This window comes from Micromonospora sp. NPDC049529, from assembly GCF_055586685.1.
In genome coordinates this window covers 376,853-397,636 of sequence record NZ_JBVJHT010000006.1, presented here as the reverse complement: position 1 = coordinate 397,636, position 20,784 = coordinate 376,853, and the positions used below count along the sequence as shown (strand labels likewise).

Sequence of the window (20,784 nt, the reverse complement as noted above, 5' to 3'; positions counted from 1 at the left end):
GCGGTGAGGGCGATGGCTGCCGCGCCCCAGCGATCGATCAGCCGCCGGTGGGCCCGTTCCAGTCGACGAGCTGGATGATGACGCCGTTGGGGTCTTTCACCTGGAAAGCGCGTTCGCCCCACTGCTCCACCGTCAGTGGCATGGTGATGACGATGCCCTCGGCCCGCAGGCGGGCCGACTCTCCTTCGAGGTCGTCGACGACGAAGGCGAGGATCAGGCCGGACGCGTGGTCGTCGCGCTGGTCCTGCGGAAGCGTCTCCAAACGAGGATGAAACGAGCGCGGACCGTGTTCCGTACAGTGTACGGTTCCTGTCCGGGCAGAAGCCGTAGCGCGGGCAGAGGGTAGACGGCTGGTCCACGCCGATCCCCCGGGTACGCCGAGACCATGGCAGCCCGACCGGACGACCCGACTGCACCGTGAACCACATAGGTCGTTGTCCGCCACGCGTAGCGAGTGAGCCTGCAGAGTCAGGCCCAGGCGGCGTACCGGTGAAAGCAGGGAGTACCTACTACTTGTGGGTACGTGGAGTTCGGGGCCGTTTGACAACGACCAGGCGATGGATCTTCTGGACGAGCTTGCTGAAATGAATGAAGACCAGAAGTTGGAGCACTTCCGTGGGATTTTCACTAGTGCGCTCGGTTCGTCGCCTTCGGAGCGAATCTGGCCGAAGGAAGTCGTCGCCGCTTCGGCTGTCGTCGCCTTGGCGTTGCCGGGCGGCGCGATAGTCGTGAATCTTGAGGAGGGTGATTTCGACCCCGACGCGGGGGAGAACGCCGAGGACGAATGGTCTGCCGCCATCCTCCGCGAACCAGACTCCACGCTGGCGTGTCTGGCGCTTGCGGCTCTTCGCGGGGTCACCGGAGTGGACGGCGAGTGGTTCTCCTCATGGCTTCTCGAAGGCGATCGCGATGCTGCGGTAGGGCGGGTAGCAAGCATTGCCGGAGTGCTTCAATCGGCTACTTCCTGATTCAGGGACAGGGAGGCGGGAAGTCCGAAGGGTGCGAAGTGGTCGGCGCCGAGGAACGCGGTGATCTGGCTGATGCGCTCGCCGCGCAGCGTCAGGACGTCGATCGACCAGGCGAGGTGTGCGCCGGCCTCGGCGTTCCACCGGTAGCAGCCCACGGCGGCCTGGCCGTTCGCGCTGGTGGGAAGGTGCCGCCAGGAGCCGCACCGGGTGAGCGGGATCTGCACGGCGAAGTCGGTGACGGCCGCGATTCCGTGGTACCAGTGTCGCAGCGGCGGCATCGACCAGGTGACGTCCTCGGTCAGCAGGGCGACCAGGGCATCCGCGTCCCCTCGCTCCAGCGCGGTGGCATACCCGGCGACGATCTCCCGTAGGCGGACGTCGCCGATCTTCCGTAGCGTCTGCTGCTGGGCGGGGGGATGGACCTTCTCCGCGACCACCTTGCGAGCTCGGGCCAGGGCGGAGTTCACCGACGTGGTCGAGGTGTCCATCATGGTGGCGATCTCGGCGGCGGAGAAGCCGAGGACCTCGAAGAGCAGCAGCGCCGCCCGCTGGTTTCCCGGCAGATGTTGCAGGGTGGCGACGAAGGCGAGTTCGACGGCCTCGCGCTGCTCGTAGCGCGCCCCGGGGCCGGCCGGCCCGTCCGGCATGCCGGCGTCGGGGTACGGGCCCAGCCACGCCCTGGCCAACGGGGGGTTGTTCACCACGACGTGGTCGCTGGACGGGCCGAGGTCCACGGGCAGGGCCCGCCTGCCGCGCGCCTCGGCGAGGTCCAGGCACGTACGGGTGGCCACCGTGTACAGCCACGAGCGCAGCGAACTGCGCCCCTCGAAGCGTTCGATGCCCCGCCACGCCCGCAGCAGGGCGTCCTGGAGCGCGTCGTCGGCGTCGTGGGTCGAGCCGAGCATCCGGTAGCAGTGGGCGTGTAACTCCCGGCGTAGTGGCTGGACGAGGCGGGTGAACGCGGCGTTGTCGCCGTCGCGCGCCCGTACCAGGTCGAGATCCCCGGCCTCCTCTTCCGCCGTGCTCGGGTGCCGCGCAGAAGAAAGGTTGCTCACGAGCGACGATTCTGCCTCACGGCGGGAGTCATTCCCTGTGACCGAATAGACCGCACGAGCCAGGAGATTCCGTTGTCTGAGACCTCGACCGTCCCCGCCGCGGCCCGTACCCTCGCGGTCCCCGGCGCGCACCTGCACTACGAGATCCGGGGCCGGGGTCCGCTCGTGGTGCTCGTCGGTGCCCCGATGGACGCCAGGTCCTTCGCGCCGCTGGCCGACCTGCTCGCCGCCGACCACACCGTGCTCACCACGGATCCGCGCGGCATCAACCGCAGCCCGGTGGACGACCCCGAGCAGGACTCGACCCCGCAACTGCGCGCCGACGACCTCTCCCGGCTCCTGACCCAACTCGACGCCGGCCCGGCCGCCGTCCTGGGGTCCAGCGGGGGCGCGGTCAGCGCGTTGGCGCTCGCCCAGACCCACCCCGGTCAGGTGCACACCGTGATCGCGCACGAGCCACCCCTGGTCGAGCTGCTCCCGGACCGCGAGCGGATCCACGCCGAGACCGACGACATCGTCGCCACCCATCGTGCCGGCGACGCGCCGGGAGCGTGGGCGAAGTTCCTGGCCCAGGCCAACATCACCATGCCGGAGGAGGTGTTCGAGATGGTGTTCGGCGGGGAACGCGAGCCGCAGCAGGCGGTGGACGAGTCCCGCTGGTTCGCCCACGAACTGCGCGGCACCACCCACTGGCGCCCCGACCTCGCCGCCCTACGCTCGGTGGGGACCCGGATCGTGGTCGGCATCGGGGAGGAGTCCGACGGTCAGCTCTGCGACCGTACGTCGCGGGCGCTGGCGGTGGGGCTCGGCGTGGAGCCGACGATGTTCCCCGGCGACCACACCGGTTTCGCCGACGAACCCGAGCGGTTCGCCACCCGACTGCGCGCGCTCCTGCGCGACAGCTGAACGATCGATCGGCGTGATCATGACGGGTACGCCGAGATCTCCGTCCCACCCAGTGCCGGCTTTCTGCCCACTGGCGGTTAATCCGGTATTCTTCGTCCTCAGGTCGAGAGGCGCTGCAACGGGCAAAGACGCCCGCCACGCTCGACCGGTCGTTTCGACCTTGACCGCAAGGGCGCCTCCGTCTCAACAGCGGAGGTTGCCAGTGATCACGTCTTCGAGTCGCGTCGATGACCGCGAGGCCCGTACCCGTGCCCTCCGGGAGCTGCTGGACCAGCGCATCCTGGTGCTGGACGGGGCCTGGGGCACGATGTTGCAGGGTGCCGGGCTCACCCCGGCGGACTACCGGGGCGAGTTGCTGCCGGACCACTCGCACGACGTGACCGGCGACCCGGATCTGCTGAACCTGACCCGGCCGGACGTGATTCTCGACGTACACCGGCGCTACCTGGCGGCCGGCGCGGACATCACCACGACGAACACCTTCACCGCGACGAGCATCGCGCAGGCCGACTACGGCCTGGAATCGCTGGTCCGGGAGATGAACCTGCGCGGCGCCCAGCTGGCCCGGCAGGCCGCCGACGAGGTCGGCGGCCGGTTCGTCGCCGGCTCGGTCGGCCCGCTGAACGTGACCCTGTCGCTCTCGCCCCGGGTGGAGGATCCGGCCTACCGGGCGGTGTCGTTCGACCGGGTCCGGGACGCCTACGCGGAGCAGATCCGGGCGCTGCGCGACGGTGGGGTCGACCTGCTGATGATCGAGACGATCTTCGACACGCTCAATGCGAAGGCGGCGATCGCGGCGGCCCGCGAGGTCGCGCCGGAGCTGCCGCTGTGGATCTCGGTGACCATCGTCGACCTGAGCGGCCGTACCCTGTCCGGGCAGACCGTCGAGGCCTTCTGGAGTTCGATCGAGCACGCCGAGCCGCTGGTGGTCGGGGTCAACTGCGCGCTCGGCGCCGCCGAGGTGCGGCCCCACGTCGCCGACCTGTCCCGGCTGGCCAACACCTATGTCGCCTGCCACCCGAACGCCGGCCTGCCGAACGCGTTCGGCGGCTACGACCAGCAGCCCGAGGAGACCGGTCGGCTGATCCGCGAGTTCGCCGACGACGGGATGGTCAACATCGTCGGCGGCTGCTGCGGCACCACCCCGGAGCACATCGCGCAGGTCGCGGCCGCCGTCGCCGGGCGCCCGACCCGGCCGGTGCCGGCACCGCCGGCCCAGACCCGGTTCAGCGGGCTGGAGCCGTTCGCGATCGGACCGGACACCGGCTTCGTGATGATCGGCGAGCGGACCAACGTCACCGGCTCGGCCCGGTTCCGCCGGCTGATCGAGGCCGGCGACCACCAGGGCGCCGTCGACGTCGCCCTGGAACAGGTACGCGGCGGCGCCAACATCCTCGACGTCAACATGGACGCCGACCTGCTCGACAGCGAGCGGGCGATGACCACCTTCCTGAACCTGATCGCTACCGAACCGGAGGTCGCCCGGATCCCCGTCATGATCGACAGCTCGCGGTGGAGCGTGCTGGAGGCGGGACTGCGCTGCGTACAGGGCAAGGGCGTGGTCAACTCGATCAGCCTGAAGGAAGGGGAGGAGTCGTTCCTCGCCCAGGCCCGCCGGATCCGGGACTACGGGGCCGGCGTGGTCGTGATGGCCTTCGACGAACTCGGCCAGGCCGACACCGTCGAGCGCAAGGTGTCGATCTGCGCCCGCGCCTACGACCTGCTCACCCAGCAGGCCGGCTTCGCGCCCGAGGACATCGTCTTCGACCCGAACGTCCTGGCCGTGGCGACCGGCATCGCCGAGCACAACGGGTATGCGAAGGCGTTCATCGACGCGCTGCCACTGATCAAGGAGCGCTGCCCGGGGGCCAGGACCAGTGGCGGCATCTCCAACCTGTCGTTCTCCTTCCGCGGCAACGACGTGGTACGTGAGGCGATGCACTCGGCGTTCCTGCTGCACGCCGTACGGGCCGGGCTGGACATGGGCATCGTCAACGCCGGTCAGCTCGCCGTCTACCAGGACATCCCCGCCGACCTGCTCGAACTCGTCGAGGACGTGATCTTCGACCGTCGCCCGGACGCCACCGACCGGTTGGTCACGTTCGCCTCGACGGTCAGCGGCTCCGGCACCCGCCGGACCGTGGACCTCTCCTGGCGCGAGGCGCCGGTCCGCGAGCGTCTGGCGTACGCGCTGGTGCACGGGATCGTCGACTTCATCGAGGACGACACCGAGGAGGCCCGCAAGCAGCTGGCCCGCCCCCTCGACGTGATCGAGGGACCGCTGATGGACGGCATGAAGACCGTCGGCGACCTGTTCGGCTCCGGCAAGATGTTCCTGCCGCAGGTGGTCAAGAGCGCGCGGGTGATGAAGCGTTCCGTCGCCTACCTGGAGCCGTACATGGCGGCGGAGAAGGAGCAGAGGCGGCTGGCCGGGCACGTCGACGCCGGTCGCGGCCAGGGCAAGGTGGTGCTGGCGACGGTCAAGGGCGACGTGCACGACATCGGCAAGAACATCGTCGGGGTGGTGCTCGGCTGCAACAACTACGAGGTCGTCGACCTCGGGGTGATGGTGCCGGCCGCCCGGATCCTGGACACCGCCGTCGCCGAGGGCGCGGACGTGATCGGGCTGTCCGGGCTGATCACCCCGTCGCTGGACGAGATGGTCTCGGTCGCGGCCGAGATGCAGCGGCGCGGGCTCAAACTGCCGCTGCTGATCGGCGGCGCCACCACCTCCCGGCAGCACACGGCGGTACGGATCGCGCCCGCGTACGACCGCAGCACCGTGCACGTGCTGGACGCGTCCCGGGTGGTCGGGGTGGTGTCGGACCTGCTGAACCCGCAGCGGGCCGAGGAGCTCGACGGACGCAACCGGGCCGAGCAGGAGCGGCTGCGGGAGCAGCACGAGGGGCGGGAGCGGGTCGCCCTGCTGACCCTCGACCAGGCGCGGGCGAACCGGGAACAGGTCCCGTACGACGAACTGCCCGTACCGGCCTTCACCGGTGCCCGTACGGTCCGGCCGGAGCTGACCGAGCTGCGCGAGATGATCGACTGGCAGTTCCTCTTCCTCGCCTGGGAACTGAAGGGCAAGTTCCCGGCGATCCTCGACCAGCCGGTGGCCCGTGAGCTCTACGACGACGCGAACACCCTGCTCGACCAGATCATCGCGGACGGCTCGCTGCACGCGGTCGGCTCGTACGGCTTCTGGCCGGCGCACGGCGACGGCGACGACATCGTGCTCGCCGGCGACGGGCCCGGCGAGCCCCGCTTTCCGATGCTGCGCCAGCAGACGGCGAAGCCGGCCGGTCGACCCAACCGGTGCCTGGCGGACTACCTGGCTCCGGCCGGGGACCACCTCGGCGGCTTCGCGGTGGCCGTGCACGGCGCCGAGGAGCTGGCCGCAGGCTTCGAGGCGCAGCACGACGACTACCGGGCGATCATGGTCAAGGCGCTGGCCGACCGGCTCGCCGAGGCGTTCGCCGAGTACCTGCACCTGCGTGCCCGGCGGGACTGGTTCGAGCCGGACGCCGAGCCGGCGATCGAGGACCTGCACGCCGAGCGGTTCCGGGGCATCCGCCCCGCGCTCGGCTACCCGGCCAGCCCCGACCACAGCCTGAAGCAGCGGCTGTTCGACCTGCTCGGTGCCGAGGAGATCGGGATGGGCCTGACCGAGTCGTACGCGATGACCCCGGCCGCGAGCGTCAGCGGCCTGATCTTCGCCAACCCGTCGTCGCGGTACTTCACCGTGGGGCGGCTCGGCCGGGACCAGGTCGAGGACTACGCGCAGCGGCGCGGCCTGGCGCTGCCCGAGGTCGAGCGCTGGCTGCGCCCCAATCTCGGCTACGAGTCCGGGCGGTGAACGAAACGGGCCGCTGACCGTGGCGTGGGCGTTATGTTGCTGGCATGACCTACCTCGGGAGCGGTGATCCGGGCCGGCGGCGGAACGATTACCGCCCGCCCTGGCTCGCCGACCTGGCCGACGACGTGACGATGGAGGGTGCCGTGCTCTACGGCACCGTCCGGGGCGCCGACGCCGTACGGACGCTGTTGGCGCACGCGGTGACCCTGTACGAGTACCAGGAGTTCGTCTACGTGGGTCCGTACGGGGACAACGGATACGTCGAGGACTACTCGTCGCGGGTGCAGGGTCAGCCCATCGCCAACATCGCCGTGGTCTACCGCAACGAACGGGGGCAGACCCAGCACCTGGTCATGAATCACCGGCCGCTGTCGTCCGTGCTCCTGTTCAACCGGCTGATGGGCGAGCACTTCAGGGACACCCCGTACGCGGAGTTCTTCACCGGCGGGGGTGAAAGCGGCGGCCGTTGATCGGCGGTCCCGGTTCGTGGGTAGTGTGCGTCACCGATCTGGAGGACGAGCTGATCCGGGCGCTCGGCACCGCCGGGGTGGAGCGGGTGCTCGCGACCGAGTGGGACCTGGACAGATTCCGGCTCTTCCAGAACCAGCCCGCGCAACGCGGACGGGCGGTCGAGCGGCAACTGCGCCGCTTCCCGGGCACGACCAGCGGTCGCAAGGCCCGGTACGCGACCGTGCTCGTCCAGGCCCTCGACCCGGATCGGATCCCACGGCCGTTGGAGCACGTACTGCCCGGCTGGCCGGCGGGATGGGTGGGTGGCGCGTCATGGACGGCGCCGCCGGAGACCGCCCGCTGACAGGGGTCTCCGGCGGCGGCCCTGGTTCAGCCCTGCGGGTCGAACGGGATCCCGGCGGGCTTGGAGACGTTGAGCAGGTACTCGAACGAGCCATCCTTGATCTTGATGGTCGCTGAGCCGAAGTTGGCGTTCATCAGCGTGGTCCGCAGGGCGGTGCTGGGGTAGCCGTTCCAGTCCACCAGCGGCGGGTAGCGCCAGTTGTGGTAGTGGTTCTCCGGCGGGTCGTCGCTGCCGTTGGCGAGCCGGAAGAAGTGCGTCGACGCGCCGTCCTTGTGGTAGACGACCTTGGGGTGCGTGCCGTCGAAACGTACCTGCGAGCGCGGGTAGGTCCGCTGGCTGCTGTGCTGGGTGGTGGTCACGTACTCGACCTGGTTGGACGCCTGGTTGATCCAGGAGATGACGTGCTCCCAGTCGTGCCGGTGGCCGCCGAGGCCGCTGCCGTGCACCGCCTGGTCCTTCTCGAAGTAGCTGGCGTAGACGACCGCGCACCAGCCGTTGTTGCACTTCGCGCGGGCGTAGGTCTGCGAGTTGTCCAGGTCGGACTGGTCGCGGCAGCTGCCGTTGATCGCCCCGGTGGTGTTCAGTCCGGGGTTGACCGTGCCGTTGGGGCTGATGGCCGAGACCGCGTAGCAGCCGTCGCCGTCGTAGTCGTAGGCGGGGGAGAACGACTGCTCGTACCCACCGGCGTTCTGCGGCAGGTTCTGGAGCGGGTCGGCGTAGGCCGCCGTCGCGGGCAGCATGATCCCGAGCGCGGCCAACCCGGCCGCGATCCGGACCAGGGTACGGCGGTGACGCCCGACGAACGCGCCGACGAACCGGGCCGTGGTGGGCTCCGGTACGGCTGATGGTGGCGATGACACGAGTTCCATTCCTCGCCTCTCCTGGGATCGATCGACTTGCCTCGGCCGGTGCACCGCCGATGCGTGATCACCTGTATGTCACGTTTGCGACCTGGGGTCAATGTCCACATAAGAGAAGATTCCGTGAACTGCGCACGGACGCCTCGGGACGCCCTGCCGAGCAGGGGCGGTGGCCCGGCACGGCCAACGTTCGTCGATGGGGCACGTACCCGAATCGGCGGTCAGGGCGGGGAAATGCGCCCGGACGCCGATATGGCTCGGCGCGCACGTCCCCTGTCCGTCACTCGCCGAATCGGCATCCGCGTTTCTGATCACGACGTGCGGACGTGCCGGGTGCGCGCCTCTCCGTACGGGTGACGTCGCGATTCGGGACGGGGTGGATCGGTCGTCCGCCGGTACGGGCCGTCCGGCTGAATCTGTCGAGGTCGGCGCGGTTCGCCGACGTGGCCAATGGTCGGTGGAGAGGGCATTTCCCGGGCGACCGGATCAGGGCGGCCGGGGCGGACGCGTTTCTGATCATGGGTGTGCCGAACGAGGGTTCGGGAGTCACCGGTTCGGGCGGTGCTGCCTATGGTCGCGGTCGGAGCTGGGTGGATGGGTGGTTCGCGAATCGGGGCCCGGCCCGGCACGGTCGATGATCGGTGGGCGGTAATTGTGGCGGCGGACCGGGACGAATGGCGGACGCATTACTCGGTACCGCGCTTTTCTGATCCCCGTCGGCAAATGAAACGACCGGCCGTCTCGCGTTCATGCCTAGCACGCCAAGCGTTCACACTCATATCCACTGACGGTTATCGCCTACTTGCAGTATGCATCTTCAGGGCCGAAGCATCCGGTGTTCCCGATATGCGGCCTATCTGAGTAAAGTCCCCTGACTCGCACGATGTGAAGCCATGCCCTTCGGGTGTCGGATGGCGGAACGGAGCAATCTCGTATGACTGCTGACCGCGGACCGGTCGCGCAGTTCCGCATATATCGGACCTTACAAGGGATGATCATTTGGCGCCTGGTGGCGTCCAACAATCGGGTCCTCGGCATGTCGGCGGCCACCTTTCCGGCGATGGACGCCGCGCTCACGGCGGTGCACCAGATCCGCGAAGAGGCGCGGGTCGCGTTGATCGAACTGGTGCACGTGCCCACCCCCGGTCAGGATTGGACGTGGCGGATGTTCGACGACGGCGGGAAGCTGACGGCACTCTCTCCGCGCAGTTACAAGCGGCGAATCGACTGCCACCACGCACTCGAACGGTTCCGGGTAACCGCGCCGGAAGCCGTGGTGGACTCGACCGTCGGCCGGCGAGGTCGGTTCTGGTGATCAATTCCCGCGCGGTTCCGCCATTTCTCGGAGGCGTGTCCTTTGTGGTCCGTTCACCGGGCAGCGATGCCACAGTAACCGCGCATCGATTGTCTGGGCTCGCGAGTTTCGCGTGGGCATTCCCGCGCCGTCACCCCCCGTCCACAGGAGGAGAAGGACCGTGCCCCGCAGGCAGCCGTTGCCACCCCGGATACGACTCGCCCGATCGCTCGGAGCCGCGACCATCGCCGCCGGGTTGACCATCGGAGCGGTCGCCGTACCGGTGCTCGTCGCGCCGGCCGGAGCGGCCCAGGTCGGCACGCTCACCCTCGACCCGACCGAAGGCAGCGTCACCGAGGCGCCGTTCGCCAACTTCACCGCCAGCGGTCCCTGCCCGGCCGGGTTCGGCACCGCGGCCGATCTCTTCGTCTACAACGACGCGGTGTCGCCGTTCAGCCTGGTCTCCCTGGCGGGCCCCGATCTGGACCAGGCACCGGTGAGCGGCGCGGTCACCGAATCCCTTGCCGACCGCGCGCAGGCCGGCGGCGTGTTCGACCTGCCCGAGGGGGAGTACACCCTCGACCTGATCTGCTACAACGACGAGTTCAGCGTCGCCCCGGACACACTGTCCGCGCGCATCGCGGTCACCGCCGGCCAGTGGCAGGTGGTGACGGGCGGCCCGACCGGCACGCCGACCGCGACCCCGACCGCCACCCCCACCGGTACGCCGACCGCCACCCCCACGGCGACCCCGACCAGCTCGCCGACGCCCACCCCGACGCCCACCCCGACGCCCTCGGCGACGCCGACCGAGTCACCGGACCCGACGCCCACCGAGAGCGAGTCCGCCTCGCCGACGCCGACGCCGACCGTCAGCGAGCCGCCCGCCGGCACGCTGCCCCGGACTGGTAGCGGCCTGGACACCTACCTCTACCTGGCCCTGGTGCTGATCGCCAGCGGTGCGGCGCTGATGCTCTGGGACCGCCGGCAACGACTGCTCGCCACCGCGCAGACCGGCCGCTGAGGTCCGGAAATGAGCAGGACCGAAGAACAGTCCGGAGCCGCCGGAGACCAGTCCGCAGCCGAGGACCGGGCCGGCGCCGAGGAGCAGGCCGGGACCGAGCCGCGTCGGCGGACCGGGGGCGGCGCCGTACTGGTGGACCGGGTGTTCCGGACCGGTGCCCGTACGGCCGGTGCACTGATGCTGCTGATCATGGGCGGCATCGGGGCGTTCCTGGCCGTGCAGGCGGTGCCGACACTGCGCAACTACGGCTGGCGGTTCTTCACCGAGAGCGACTGGAATCCCGAGCGGAACGTCCTCGGCATCGCGGCGGTGGTCGTCGGCACCGTACTCGTCGCCGCCGTGGCCATCGTGGTCGCGTTCCCGCTGGCCCTGCTCACCGCGCTGTTCATCACCGAGTACGCCCCGCGCCGGCTCCGCCGGGTCCTGGTCTCCGCGGTGGACCTGATGGCGGCGGTCCCCAGCGTGGTGTACGGGCTGGTCGGGCTCGCGTTCTTCCAGCCGGAGCTGATCCAGCTCGCGCGATGGCTGCACGCGTACGCCGGTTGGCTGCCCTTCTTCGAGGTCGGCACCGCCGCCGACCCGGTCGACCCGAACGCGGCCATCTGGGCCGAGAGCCGCTACACCTCGTCGGCCTTCATCGCCGGGGTGGTCGTGTCGTTGATGGTGCTCCCCATCGCCTGCGCGGTCATGCGCGAGGTCTTCTCCCAGGCCCCGCAGGGCGAACGGGAGGCGGCCTGGGCGCTGGGCGCCACCCGGTGGGGCGTGATCAGGACGGTGGTGCTGCCGTTCGGGCGCGGCGGCATCATCGGCGGCGCGATGCTCGGGCTCGGCCGGGCGCTCGGCGAGACCATCGCCGTGGTCTTCATCATCTCGACCGCCTTCGAGGTGAAGCTCCGGATCCTGGAGAACGGCACGATCACCACCTCCTCGCTGATCGCGGTCCGGTTCGGCGACGCGGACGCCGGCCAGCTCTCCGCCCTGCTCGCCGCCGGGCTGGTGCTCTTCCTCATCACGCTCGCCGTCAACACGCTCGCGGCCATCCTGGTCTCGCGCAGCCGCAGCGGCGCCACCACCGAGATCTGACCGGGACGGAGCAGACGACCAGGTGCAGACCGAGATGATCCCGCCGCCGGTGCAACCGGGCTTCCGGCCGCTCGACCCCCCGGCAGCCCCGACCACGGTGCCGGCCGCCGGGGAGGCCGACGACGGGTACGACAGCGAACCGCGCCGCCGGCTGACGCCCCGCACCCTCGACGACACGTTGTCCGTGGTCGGCTCGGCACTGGGCGCGCTGGCGCTGGCGTGGATGCTGTTCCAACGTCTGCTGCCGATGGACGGGGCGGTCGGCTTCGCCGTGCTGTGGCTCGGCACCTTCCTGGTCCTGTACGCGGCGGTGACCGCCATCCGGCACCCGGGTACGGTGATCGCCGACCGGCTGGCCGCCGCAGTGGTGCACGCCGGAGCGGCAACGGTCGGCGCGGCCCTCTGCACGGTGATCCTCTACACGGTGTGGCGGGGTCTGCCCGCGCTGCGGCACCTGAACTTCTACACCCAGGATCTTTCGGCGGCGGGGCCGTTGGCGCCCCTGCACACCGGCGGCGCGTTGCACGCCATCGTCGGCACCCTGGTCGAGATTGGCATCGCGATCGCGATCACCCTGCCGCTCGGCGTCGCGACCGCCGTCTTCATGACCGAGGTCGGCGGCCGGTTCAGCCGGCTGGTCCGGACCGTGGTCGAGGCGATGACCGCGCTGCCGTCGATCGTCGCCGGCCTGTTCATCTACACCGTGCTCCAGGTGACCCTCGGCTTTCCCCGATCGGGGCTGGCTGCGTCACTGGCGATCGCGGTGATGATGCTGCCGATCATCGCCCGTGCAGCGGACGTCGTGCTGCGGGTGGTTCCCGGTGGGCTGCGCGAGGCGAGCCTGGCGCTCGGTGCCTCGCAGTGGCAGACCGTGTGGCGGGTGGTCCTGCCGACGGCCCGACCCGGGCTCGCCACCGCCCTCATCCTCGGCACCGCGCGCGGCATCGGGGAGACCTCGCCGGTGCTGCTGACCTCGGGCGCCTCGAACTACCTCAACGCGAACCCGGTCGACAGTTCGATGAACTCGCTGCCGCTCTACGTCTACTCCCTCGTCCGCAGCGGCGAGCCGGCGTACATCAGCCGCGCCTTCGGTGGGGCGGCACTGCTGCTCGTGCTGGTACTCGCCCTGTTCGTCGTCGCCCGGCTGGTGGCGGCGCGGCGATCGGGCACGCGGTGAGCGACACCATCCCATCCTCAGGAGGCACGATGACACGCCCGACCGGATCCGACGCCGCCCGGTGGCAGCCGCCACGACGGCGCGCAGCGCGGGTGCTGGCCGTGGGACTGGCCCTGGCGGTGGCGGTGGGCGTACCCGCGGCGCCGGCAGCCGGCCGGGCCGGGGCGAGTGCCCTTCGGGCGGTGCCGTACGAGCAGGTCGAGGGGACGGGCTCGACCTGGAGCGCCAACGCGTTGCAGCAGTGGGTGACGAGCGTGCAGTCGACCGGGAACCGGGTCGTCTACACCGCGAACGGGTCGTCGGCCGGACGCCGTGACTTCAGCAACGCCCAGAGCGACTTCGGGGTGTCGGAGATTCCGTACCAGACCCAGCCGGACCCGATCACCGGGGTGGTCGAGGACGCCCGGCGGCCGTTCGCGTACATGCCGATCGTCGCCGGTGGGACCTCGTTCATGTACCACATCGAGGTGGGCGGCAAGCTCTACCGGGACCTGCGGCTCTCCGGCGAGACGATCGTCGGGATCTTCACCAACCGGATCACGAAGTGGAACGACCCGAAGATCACCGCCGACAACAACGGCAAGGCGCTGCCGGGCATCGACATCGTGCCGGTGGTGCGCTCCGACGGGTCCGGTACGACGGCACAGTTCGCCCTCTGGATGGACAAGCGGTACGGCACCCAGTGGCGGGCGTACTGCGGCTGCCAGGGGCTGACGTCGTACTACCCGCGCAAGGGACGGCAGGTGGCGCAGAGCGGCTCCGACAACGTGGCCAACTACGTGGCCGCCCGCTCGGGCAACGGCACGATCGGCTACGTCGAGTTCTCCTACGCCCGGAACAAGAACTACCCGGTGGCGAAGATGCGCAACCAGGCCGGCTACTACGTCGCCCCGACCGACTACAACGTCGCGGTGGCGCTGCAACAGGCGCGGATCAACACCGACCAGAGCAACCCGCGCGAGTACCTCACCCAGGTACTCGACGGCGTATACACCAACGCGGACAAGCGGGCGTACCCGCTGTCGTCGTACTCGTACATGATCCTGCCGGTCGCGGCGGACGACCGGCGGATCACACCGGGGCGGGCCCGCGCGCTCGCCGACTTCGCCCACTACTCGATCTGCGAGGGGCAACGCAACGCCGGGCAACTCGGTTACTCGCCGCTGCCGCGCAACCTGGTGCAGGCCGGGTTCGACCAGATCGGCCGGATCGCCAAGCTGGAACCCGGCGACCGGCCGGACAGCAACTTCGCCAACTGCCCGAACCCGACCTTCGACCCGCGCAACCCGGCCGTCAACAAGCTGGCCCAGGAGGCCCCCGCCCCGCCCGAGTGCGACCGGCATGGCCAGGGCCCGTGCGGGGCCGGCGGCAACCAGAACACCACCAACAACCAGAACAACAACAACCAGAACACCAACCGTACGGGCGACAGCCAGGCGACCGGCGGCCCGGCGGCCCCGACCGCCACGGCGACCGCACCGGCGGGCGCGGCTCCGGTGGACGGCGACGGTGACGGGATCGCCGACGTCGACCCCGAGTCCGGCCAGCCGATCCTCGCCGGGGGCGGGACCGACCTCGCCGGTTCCGCCACCGAACTCGCCGCCTTCCGGCAGGACGGGATGTCCCGGACGATGGCCGTGCTCGCCGCCGCGCTGCTGCTCCTGGTCGTCCTGCTGCCCGCGATGGTGTCGCGCGCGGTGGCCCGGCGTCGCGACGGTGCGCGATGAGCCGCCGCAGCCTCGCCGGTGCCGCCCGGCGACGCGCGACCGGCGCGGCCCTGGTGCTGGTCACCCTCGCCGCCATGGTGGTCGCGCCGGGCGTCGCGGACCGGCCGGCAACCGCCGAACTGGCGACCTCCGGCTGGGAGCAGACCCGGCAGATCCAGCGTGGCGACCAGGGGCCGGTCACCGCGACCGTACGGGTGTCGGCCACCCGGGGTCTGATCAACCGGCAGGTGCTCCGGCTCAGCTGGTCCGGGCTCGTGCCGAGCCACCGGCTGCCGATCGTCACGGTGCCGCAGAACGAGCCGGTGCCGTACACGATGGAGTATCCGGTCGTCGTGGTGCAGTGTTCCAAGCCGGACCCGGCCCGTGAGGACTGCTACTTCAACCGCCCGATGTCCAACGACACCTCGAACGCCTCCTACTGGGACGCCCTCCATCCGGAGCAGCAACGCGCACCGGGTTGGCGGCCGCCGTTCCAGGCGGTGAACCGGGAGGCCCCGTACCCGTGGACGGAGCAGCCGTCGGACTTCGGCACCGCGAACTTCGCCGGCAACACCCTGGTGGAGTCGACCGCCTTGGACGGCACCCGTACGGAGGTCGGCTTCGAGGTGCGCGACGAGATCACCACACCGAGTCTGGGCTGCTCCGCCAAGCGGGAGTGCGCGCTCGTGGTGATCCCGGTGATGGAACTGGTCTGCACCGAGGACGCGGGGGCACCGTGTTCGGCCGGTCCGACCGGCCCGGCGGGCAGCCCCAGCAACAACCCCGACTACAACGAGACCCTCACCGCCAGCGGCTGGGCGCTGGAGTCGAACTGGCGCAACCGGTTCGTCGTACCGATCGAGTTCGCGCCGACGGAATCCACCTGCGCGACCACCGACTCCCGTCCCCAGCGGGCCGTGGTCGGGGCGGAAACCGCCGACCTGGCCCTGCGTCGCTGGGGGCAGGCCATGTGCGTGGACCCGGACGCGCCCCGGCTGGCCCACGTACGCCAGAGCGAGGAGGTGGCGCGCAACCTGTTGTCGAACCGCAGCGGGAGCGGCTACGGCGCCGACGCCGCCCTGGTCACCCGACCGGTGACCGGTTCACCCCGACCGCTGGTGCACGCCCCGGTGCTCGCCACCGGGGTCGCGGTGGCGTTCGTGGTCGACGTACGGCTCAGCGGGAAGGCGCCGTACGAGCTACGCGACCTGCGGCTGAGCCCTCGACTGCTGGCCAAACTGCTGACCCAGTCGTACCAGGGAACGTTCTTCTTCAACCGCGACCATCCCGCGGTCAGCGCCAACCCGGAGACGCTCTTCCACGACCGGGAGTTTCTCGCGCTCAACCCGGACTACCCGACCGACGCCACCGGTGCGCCGCTCAACGTCAACAACGCCAGCGGCGCGCAGGGCCTCACCGTCATCACCAACGACGCGGACGCGTACTACGAGCTGACCCGGTACGTGGCCGAGGATCCGGAGGCCACCCGCTGGCTGGCCGGGGAGCCGGACGAGTACGGCACCAGGGTCAACCCGACCTACCGGGGCACCCCCTTCCCGATCGCCCGGTTCGAGTTGCGCGACGAGTGGGTCCCGGAGGGTGTGCCGTGCGGGCCGCTGCCCGGCCTGACCCGGGTCCAGCACGTCGCACCGAGCCTGGAGGGCGGGATCTACTCGATCGCCGACTCGCAGGGGCTCAACCAGGAATGCGTGAACGCCAACCCGCCGGGGGAGACCCCGAACTGGGTGTGGACGAAGCCGAACCGGCAGTACTTCCCGAGCCGCGTCTACCTGACGATCACCTCCGTGGCGTACGCCGAGGCGTACGGGCTGCCGATGGCGCGGTTGCAGACGGACCGCACCGGCGACGAGCGTACGTTCGTCGGCCCGACCCCGGCGGCGATGGCCGAGGCGCTGCGGCACACCGTCACCGACGACGACTCCGGCACCCGGCGGATCGACCACGCGGCGCTCCCGCCGACCGCCTATCCCGGCACGCTCCCGGTCTACCTGGCGGTGCCGACCGCCGAGCTGCCCGGCGACCTCGCGGCCGACTACGCCGAGATCATGCGCCGTGCGGTCAGTGCCCGGCACCAGACCCTCGGCGGTGGGATCGGCCAGCTGCCGCCGGGCTACCTGCCGCTACCGGACGAGTGGCGGCGCCAGACCCTCACCCTGGCCGACGCGGTCGCCCGGCAGCAGCCGGAGCCGAGCCCGACGACGAGCGCGCCGCCGGCACCGGCACCCACCGACTCGGACGCGGACGACGAGGAGGCCCGGCCCGCCGCCGTGCCCACCCGGGGCACCACCCCGAGCGTGTCGGCCCCGGCGACGGCCCGGCCCACGCCGTCGGTCACCGGCGCCGCGCAACCGCAGGTCCGCGCGCTGACCCGCACCGACACGTCGGCGCTGGGCACCTGGGCGTTGCCCGTGGTCCTCGGCACCGGGCTGCTCGTCCTCCTGGTGATCCCGCTCGTGCTGCTCGCCGCCCAGCCGGACCATCCGGTACGGCGCTTCACCCGGGCCACCGGTCGGGTGCTGCGGCGGACGGGTCGGTAGCGGCCCACCACTCGCCCGCAGCGCCGCTCGCGCCGATCCCGGTGGCGGCCACCGAGCGTTACTGCCGCTGCTCGCGCCGATTCCGGTGGCTCGACCCGAGTCGCCGGCGGCGCGGTGGCCCGTCCGTCGCCGGTCGGCCGTCCGTCGCCGACCGGCCCGTCGAGAAGGAGTTCCGATGGCCGGTACCAGCGTGTCCGTACCGGGTCCGCCGGGTGTGGACCGGAATCCCGGACCGGGTCCGGACCGCGACCCCCGAGCTGTCGGCGGCGCCGGGGCCGGTCGGTCGCCGGCCCGGCCGGCGACCGGTGGGGTCGCGGTCTCCGTGGTCCGCGCCCTGCTCCTGGTGGCGCTGCTGACCTTCGGCTTCGTCGGCTACCTCAGCGTCGTCAGCCCGTTGCAGCAGTTGCGGACCCAGAACAACCTGTACGACCGGATCAGGGGTGAGCTGGCCCAGGCGACCACCCCGTTCGGTGGTGCGATCGAACCGGGCACCCCGGTCGCCGTGATCACCATCGACGCGATCGACCTGCGGGCCGTGGTGGTCGAGGGCACCTCGTCGACGGACCTGCTCGCCGGCCCCGGACACCGCCGGGACACCCCGATGCCCGGCCAGGCCGGTGTCTCCCTCGTGTACGGCCGGGCCGGCACCTTCGGTGCGCCGTTCCGGCGGCTGCCGGACCTGCCGGTGGGGACGGAGATCCAGGTGGTGACCGGCCAGGGCGGCTTCACCTTCCGGATCACCGGTTCGCGGCGCGACGGGGACCCGGTCCCGGCGCCGTTGGCGGCCGGTGCCGGGCGGCTGACCCTGGTGACCGCCGAGGCGAACCGGCCCCTGACGGCGGTCAGTACCGTCTTCGTCGACGCCACCCTGGACGGTCCGGCCCAGCCCGCACCGGCCGGGCGGCCGGCGCTGATCCCGTCCTACGAGCGGGCTCTCCAGCCCGACTCGACCGCCGGCTTCGCGCTGGTGCTCTGGCTCCAGGCGCTCGCTCTGGCCACCGCCGGGCTCACCTGGAGCCGGTACTACTGGGGACGCTGGGAGACCTGGGTGGTGGGCAGCCCGATAGTGCTCGCCTGCGTGTGGCAGACGTACGAGGCCGGGGTGCGGCTGCTGCCCAACCTGCTCTGACGGCGATCGTCGGTACGCCGACGGAGGGGCCGGGCGGCGGTTGCCACCCGGCCCCTCCTGGTCGGTGTCGGGGTCAGGAGACCGGGACGCCGCAGTTGTTGGCCGCCGTGCCCTTGGGCAGGGTCTGGAAGCCGTTGGCGGTGATGACCGCGTCGGCGGCGCTGCTGCACAGGTAGCCGGTGCGGGCGAAGACGGCACCCACGGTGGCGGTACGGCTGTTCTTGACCACGTTCCAGAGCAGCCGGCTGACGTTGAAGTTACCGGTGGTCGTACGCAGAGCGATGATCTTCTGGCCGTTGACGACCGGCACGTTGACGTTGTAGCGGCCGACCGAGAACGGGGCGATAGCGTTCGCGTCGGCGCTGATCGGAGCCGCGTCGTGCTCCTGCGGGTCGTCGTTGACGCAGAAGCTGCTCGGGCTCTCGCTCTTGGTGATGATCTGGGCCTCGGTCAGCCCGATCTGCTCCAGGAAGAACTTGCGGGTGCCGGAGTTCGGCTGCGGCAGCAGCGGCTTGATGGTCTGGGTGCTGGCACCGGCGACGAAGTCGCTCCACTGGTTGGCGGTCGCCTGGCACTGGTAGATGGAGACCAGCCGGGCGACGGTGAAGACCAGGCTCGACGGGGCGTTGGTGGCCGGGCTGCCGTCACCGTTGGCGCGGGCGACGGCGATCGCGAGCGAGTCCTGGGCGAACGGGTACCAGGTGGTGGTGCCGGCCGGGCTCGGGGCGCTCGACGAGCGGGCGAAGTCGAGGTAGTCGTCCTCCGGGTTGCCGGGGGTGGGGCTGTTGGTCGCGGCCAGCAGCGCCGTCACACCGGCGCCGGAGCCGTTCGGCCGGGTGATCGACGGCGCTCCGGACTGCGGGACGATGGTGCCCGTGCCGGCGTCGAAGGAGGCCAGTCGCCGGGTGGGCGGGGTGGCCTGGGAGTTGTAGGCGGTGGCGAGGCCGTTCAGGACGAACTGGCTGGTGTCCGAGCCGGCGCCGACGAAGTCGTCGCTGTCCGGGGTGAAGGACGGGTCGGCCTGGGCGCCGGTGGCGGCGAACGCCAGCGACATGGCCACGGCGGCGAACGCTGCCCCGGCTGCCTTGAGGACGGTCTTGCGCATCTGCGGGATACCTCCGCTTATTTCGATCTACCTCGATCTGAGGCCTCGTACAGCCCACCAGTCCGTCACTGGGCGTACCACCAACGTCACCTAACGACTGACTGCGCGCGGCACGGCCCTTGTGTGAACGCACAACCAATCCTCCAAATCGGACATTCGACGGCGCCCGGTGGACGGCCATGTCCAGGAGTGGTCGTGTTCACATCCGCGTCGCCGTCGATGCCTACGGTCGGATGGCCCTTGTCCGGCGGGACCACGCCGTCCTTGTGACGGCGTTGCTGAGGAGTCGCAGGTGACAACGAGTACAGGGTCGGATGTCGCGGTGCACGTCGACCGGACGTCGACGACCGCCGTCGAACCGGTTGTGGCCGGTGCGCTCGGCTCCACCCTGCGTACCGACCGGCTCTCGGCCTGGTTCGGTACGCACAAGGTGCTCGACCGGGTCAGCCTGACCATGCCGGCCGGGGTGGTGACCGCCCTGATCGGCCCCTCCGGCTGCGGCAAGTCCACCTTCCTGCGGATCCTCAACCGGATGCACGAACTGGTGCCGTCGGCGTCCCTGGCCGGCGACGTCCTCCTCGACGACCTGGACATCTACGGTGCCGGTCAACCCCTGACCGAGACCCGGCGGCGGATCGGGATGGTGTTCCAGAAGCCGAACCCGTTCCCGACCATGTCGATCGCCGACAACGTCACCGCCGGACTCAGACTCACCGGCCGGCGTACGGGACGCGCCGAGAAGGCGGCGCTGGTGGAGGAGTGTCTGACCCGGGCGGGACTGTGGCGTGAGGTCAAGGACCGGCTCCGGCAACCCGGCGGAACCCTGTCCGGGGGACAGCAGCAGCGACTCTGCATCGCCCGGTCGCTCGCCGTACGCCCCGACGTGCTCCTGATGGACGAACCCTGCTCGGCACTCGACCCGACCTCCACCCGGCGGGTCGAGGAGACGATCGCCGACATCCGCTCCACGGTCACCGTGGTGATCGTTACCCACAACATGCAGCAGGCCGCCCGGGTGTCCCAGCAGTGCGCCTTCTTCCTGGCCGAGGAGGGCCGGCCCGGACACGTGGTCGAGTCCGGCGACACCCGCCAGATGTTCGGCGCCCCACGGGATCCGCGTACGGCCGACTACGTGAACGGGCGCTTCGGCTGAGGCTGTGATGCCAACCACCGGGTTGGCGTCAATCGGACGGCGATGGTTCCTGCCGCGTTAAGCTGTTTGACCGGTGCCGCGATCCCGTCGCGCCGC

General features: G+C 70.7%; 16 protein-coding genes and 1 pseudogene. 13 read left to right on the top strand and 4 right to left on the bottom strand.

The window, feature by feature from the left end:
- Nucleotides 1-37: 37 nt before the first annotated feature.
- Nucleotides 38-262: pseudogene (locus tag ACZ6QQ_RS13255) on the bottom strand (VOC family protein); the annotation flags it as partial.
- 253 nt (nucleotides 263-515) lie between these two features.
- Between ACZ6QQ_RS13255 and ACZ6QQ_RS13250 the strand changes: the two are divergent.
- Nucleotides 516-968, top strand: a complete 453-nt coding sequence (locus tag ACZ6QQ_RS13250) for a DUF4259 domain-containing protein (protein ID WP_465876230.1) — start codon at nucleotides 516-518, stop codon at nucleotides 966-968.
- On the opposite strand, the gene ACZ6QQ_RS13245 is transcribed toward ACZ6QQ_RS13250, so the two are convergent.
- Entirely contained in the window at nucleotides 950-1,960 is a 1,011-nt protein-coding gene (locus tag ACZ6QQ_RS13245) for a sigma-70 family RNA polymerase sigma factor (RefSeq protein ID WP_465876296.1), read from the bottom strand. The genes ACZ6QQ_RS13250 and ACZ6QQ_RS13245 overlap by 19 nt on opposite strands.
- Before the next feature lie 135 nt (nucleotides 1,961-2,095).
- Between ACZ6QQ_RS13245 and ACZ6QQ_RS13240 the strand changes: the two genes are divergently transcribed.
- From ACZ6QQ_RS13240 to ACZ6QQ_RS13225, 4 genes are all read left to right on the top strand, one after another.
- Nucleotides 2,096-2,929: an alpha/beta fold hydrolase gene (locus ACZ6QQ_RS13240; protein ID WP_465876228.1), complete on the top strand. Its 834-nt coding sequence runs from the start codon at nucleotides 2,096-2,098 to the stop codon at nucleotides 2,927-2,929.
- A 205-nt stretch (nucleotides 2,930-3,134) separates the two neighbouring features.
- Nucleotides 3,135-6,785 carry a methionine synthase gene (gene metH / locus ACZ6QQ_RS13235; RefSeq protein WP_465876295.1) on the top strand — a complete coding sequence of 1,217 codons (3,651 nt, stop codon included), beginning with the start codon at nucleotides 3,135-3,137 and terminating at the stop codon, nucleotides 6,783-6,785.
- 44 nt (nucleotides 6,786-6,829) lie between these two features.
- Nucleotides 6,830-7,255, top strand: coding sequence for a nuclear transport factor 2-like protein (locus ACZ6QQ_RS13230; protein ID WP_465876226.1), 426 nt, complete (start codon nucleotides 6,830-6,832; stop codon nucleotides 7,253-7,255).
- 23 nt (nucleotides 7,256-7,278) lie between these two features.
- Nucleotides 7,279-7,599: a hypothetical protein gene (locus ACZ6QQ_RS13225; protein ID WP_465876224.1), complete on the top strand. Its 321-nt coding sequence runs from the start codon at nucleotides 7,279-7,281 to the stop codon at nucleotides 7,597-7,599.
- A gap of 26 nt (nucleotides 7,600-7,625) precedes the next feature.
- Here the strand turns inward: ACZ6QQ_RS13225 and ACZ6QQ_RS13220 are convergent, their stop codons facing one another.
- On the bottom strand, nucleotides 7,626-8,468 hold the full coding sequence (locus ACZ6QQ_RS13220; protein WP_465876223.1) for an NPP1 family protein: 843 nt from the start codon (nucleotides 8,466-8,468) through the stop codon (nucleotides 7,626-7,628).
- 982 nt (nucleotides 8,469-9,450) lie between these two features.
- On the opposite strand from ACZ6QQ_RS13220, the gene ACZ6QQ_RS13215 reads away from it, so the two are divergent.
- From ACZ6QQ_RS13215 to ACZ6QQ_RS13185, 7 genes are all read left to right on the top strand, one after another.
- Nucleotides 9,451-9,774, top strand: coding sequence for a YegP family protein (locus tag ACZ6QQ_RS13215; protein WP_465876222.1), 324 nt, complete (start codon nucleotides 9,451-9,453; stop codon nucleotides 9,772-9,774).
- A gap of 160 nt (nucleotides 9,775-9,934) precedes the next feature.
- A complete protein-coding gene (locus ACZ6QQ_RS13210; RefSeq protein ID WP_465876220.1) occupies nucleotides 9,935-10,777 on the top strand; it encodes an LPXTG cell wall anchor domain-containing protein in 843 nt (280 codons plus the stop codon).
- 9 nt (nucleotides 10,778-10,786) lie between these two features.
- Nucleotides 10,787-11,860: a phosphate ABC transporter permease subunit PstC gene (gene pstC, locus ACZ6QQ_RS13205; RefSeq protein WP_465876219.1), complete on the top strand. Its 1,074-nt coding sequence runs from the start codon at nucleotides 10,787-10,789 to the stop codon at nucleotides 11,858-11,860.
- A gap of 22 nt (nucleotides 11,861-11,882) precedes the next feature.
- The gene (gene pstA, locus ACZ6QQ_RS13200) at nucleotides 11,883-13,037 is read left to right on the top strand and encodes a phosphate ABC transporter permease PstA (protein WP_465876218.1); all 1,155 of its coding nucleotides are present in this window, start codon (nucleotides 11,883-11,885) and stop codon (nucleotides 13,035-13,037) included.
- Between the two features lie 29 nt (nucleotides 13,038-13,066).
- On the top strand, nucleotides 13,067-14,764 hold the full coding sequence (locus ACZ6QQ_RS13195) for a phosphate ABC transporter substrate-binding protein PstS (protein WP_465876216.1): 1,698 nt from the start codon (nucleotides 13,067-13,069) through the stop codon (nucleotides 14,762-14,764).
- Nucleotides 14,761-17,301: a hypothetical protein gene (locus ACZ6QQ_RS13190; protein WP_465876215.1), complete on the top strand. Its 2,541-nt coding sequence runs from the start codon at nucleotides 14,761-14,763 to the stop codon at nucleotides 17,299-17,301. Before ACZ6QQ_RS13195 ends, ACZ6QQ_RS13190 begins: the two co-directional genes overlap by 4 nt.
- 175 nt (nucleotides 17,302-17,476) lie before the next feature.
- Nucleotides 17,477-18,430 carry a sortase gene (locus ACZ6QQ_RS13185; RefSeq protein WP_465876214.1) on the top strand — a complete coding sequence of 318 codons (954 nt, stop codon included), beginning with the start codon at nucleotides 17,477-17,479 and terminating at the stop codon, nucleotides 18,428-18,430.
- Between the two features lie 73 nt (nucleotides 18,431-18,503).
- On the opposite strand, the gene ACZ6QQ_RS13180 is transcribed toward ACZ6QQ_RS13185, so the two are convergent.
- Nucleotides 18,504-19,535: a substrate-binding domain-containing protein gene (locus tag ACZ6QQ_RS13180; protein ID WP_465876213.1), complete on the bottom strand. Its 1,032-nt coding sequence runs from the start codon at nucleotides 19,533-19,535 to the stop codon at nucleotides 18,504-18,506.
- 364 nt (nucleotides 19,536-19,899) lie between these two features.
- Here ACZ6QQ_RS13180 and ACZ6QQ_RS13175 point away from each other — a divergent pair, with 364 nt between their 5' ends.
- Complete coding sequence (locus ACZ6QQ_RS13175) at nucleotides 19,900-20,688, top strand: phosphate ABC transporter ATP-binding protein (RefSeq protein WP_465876293.1); 789 nt, start codon at nucleotides 19,900-19,902, stop codon at nucleotides 20,686-20,688.
- Nucleotides 20,689-20,784 lie beyond the last annotated feature (96 nt).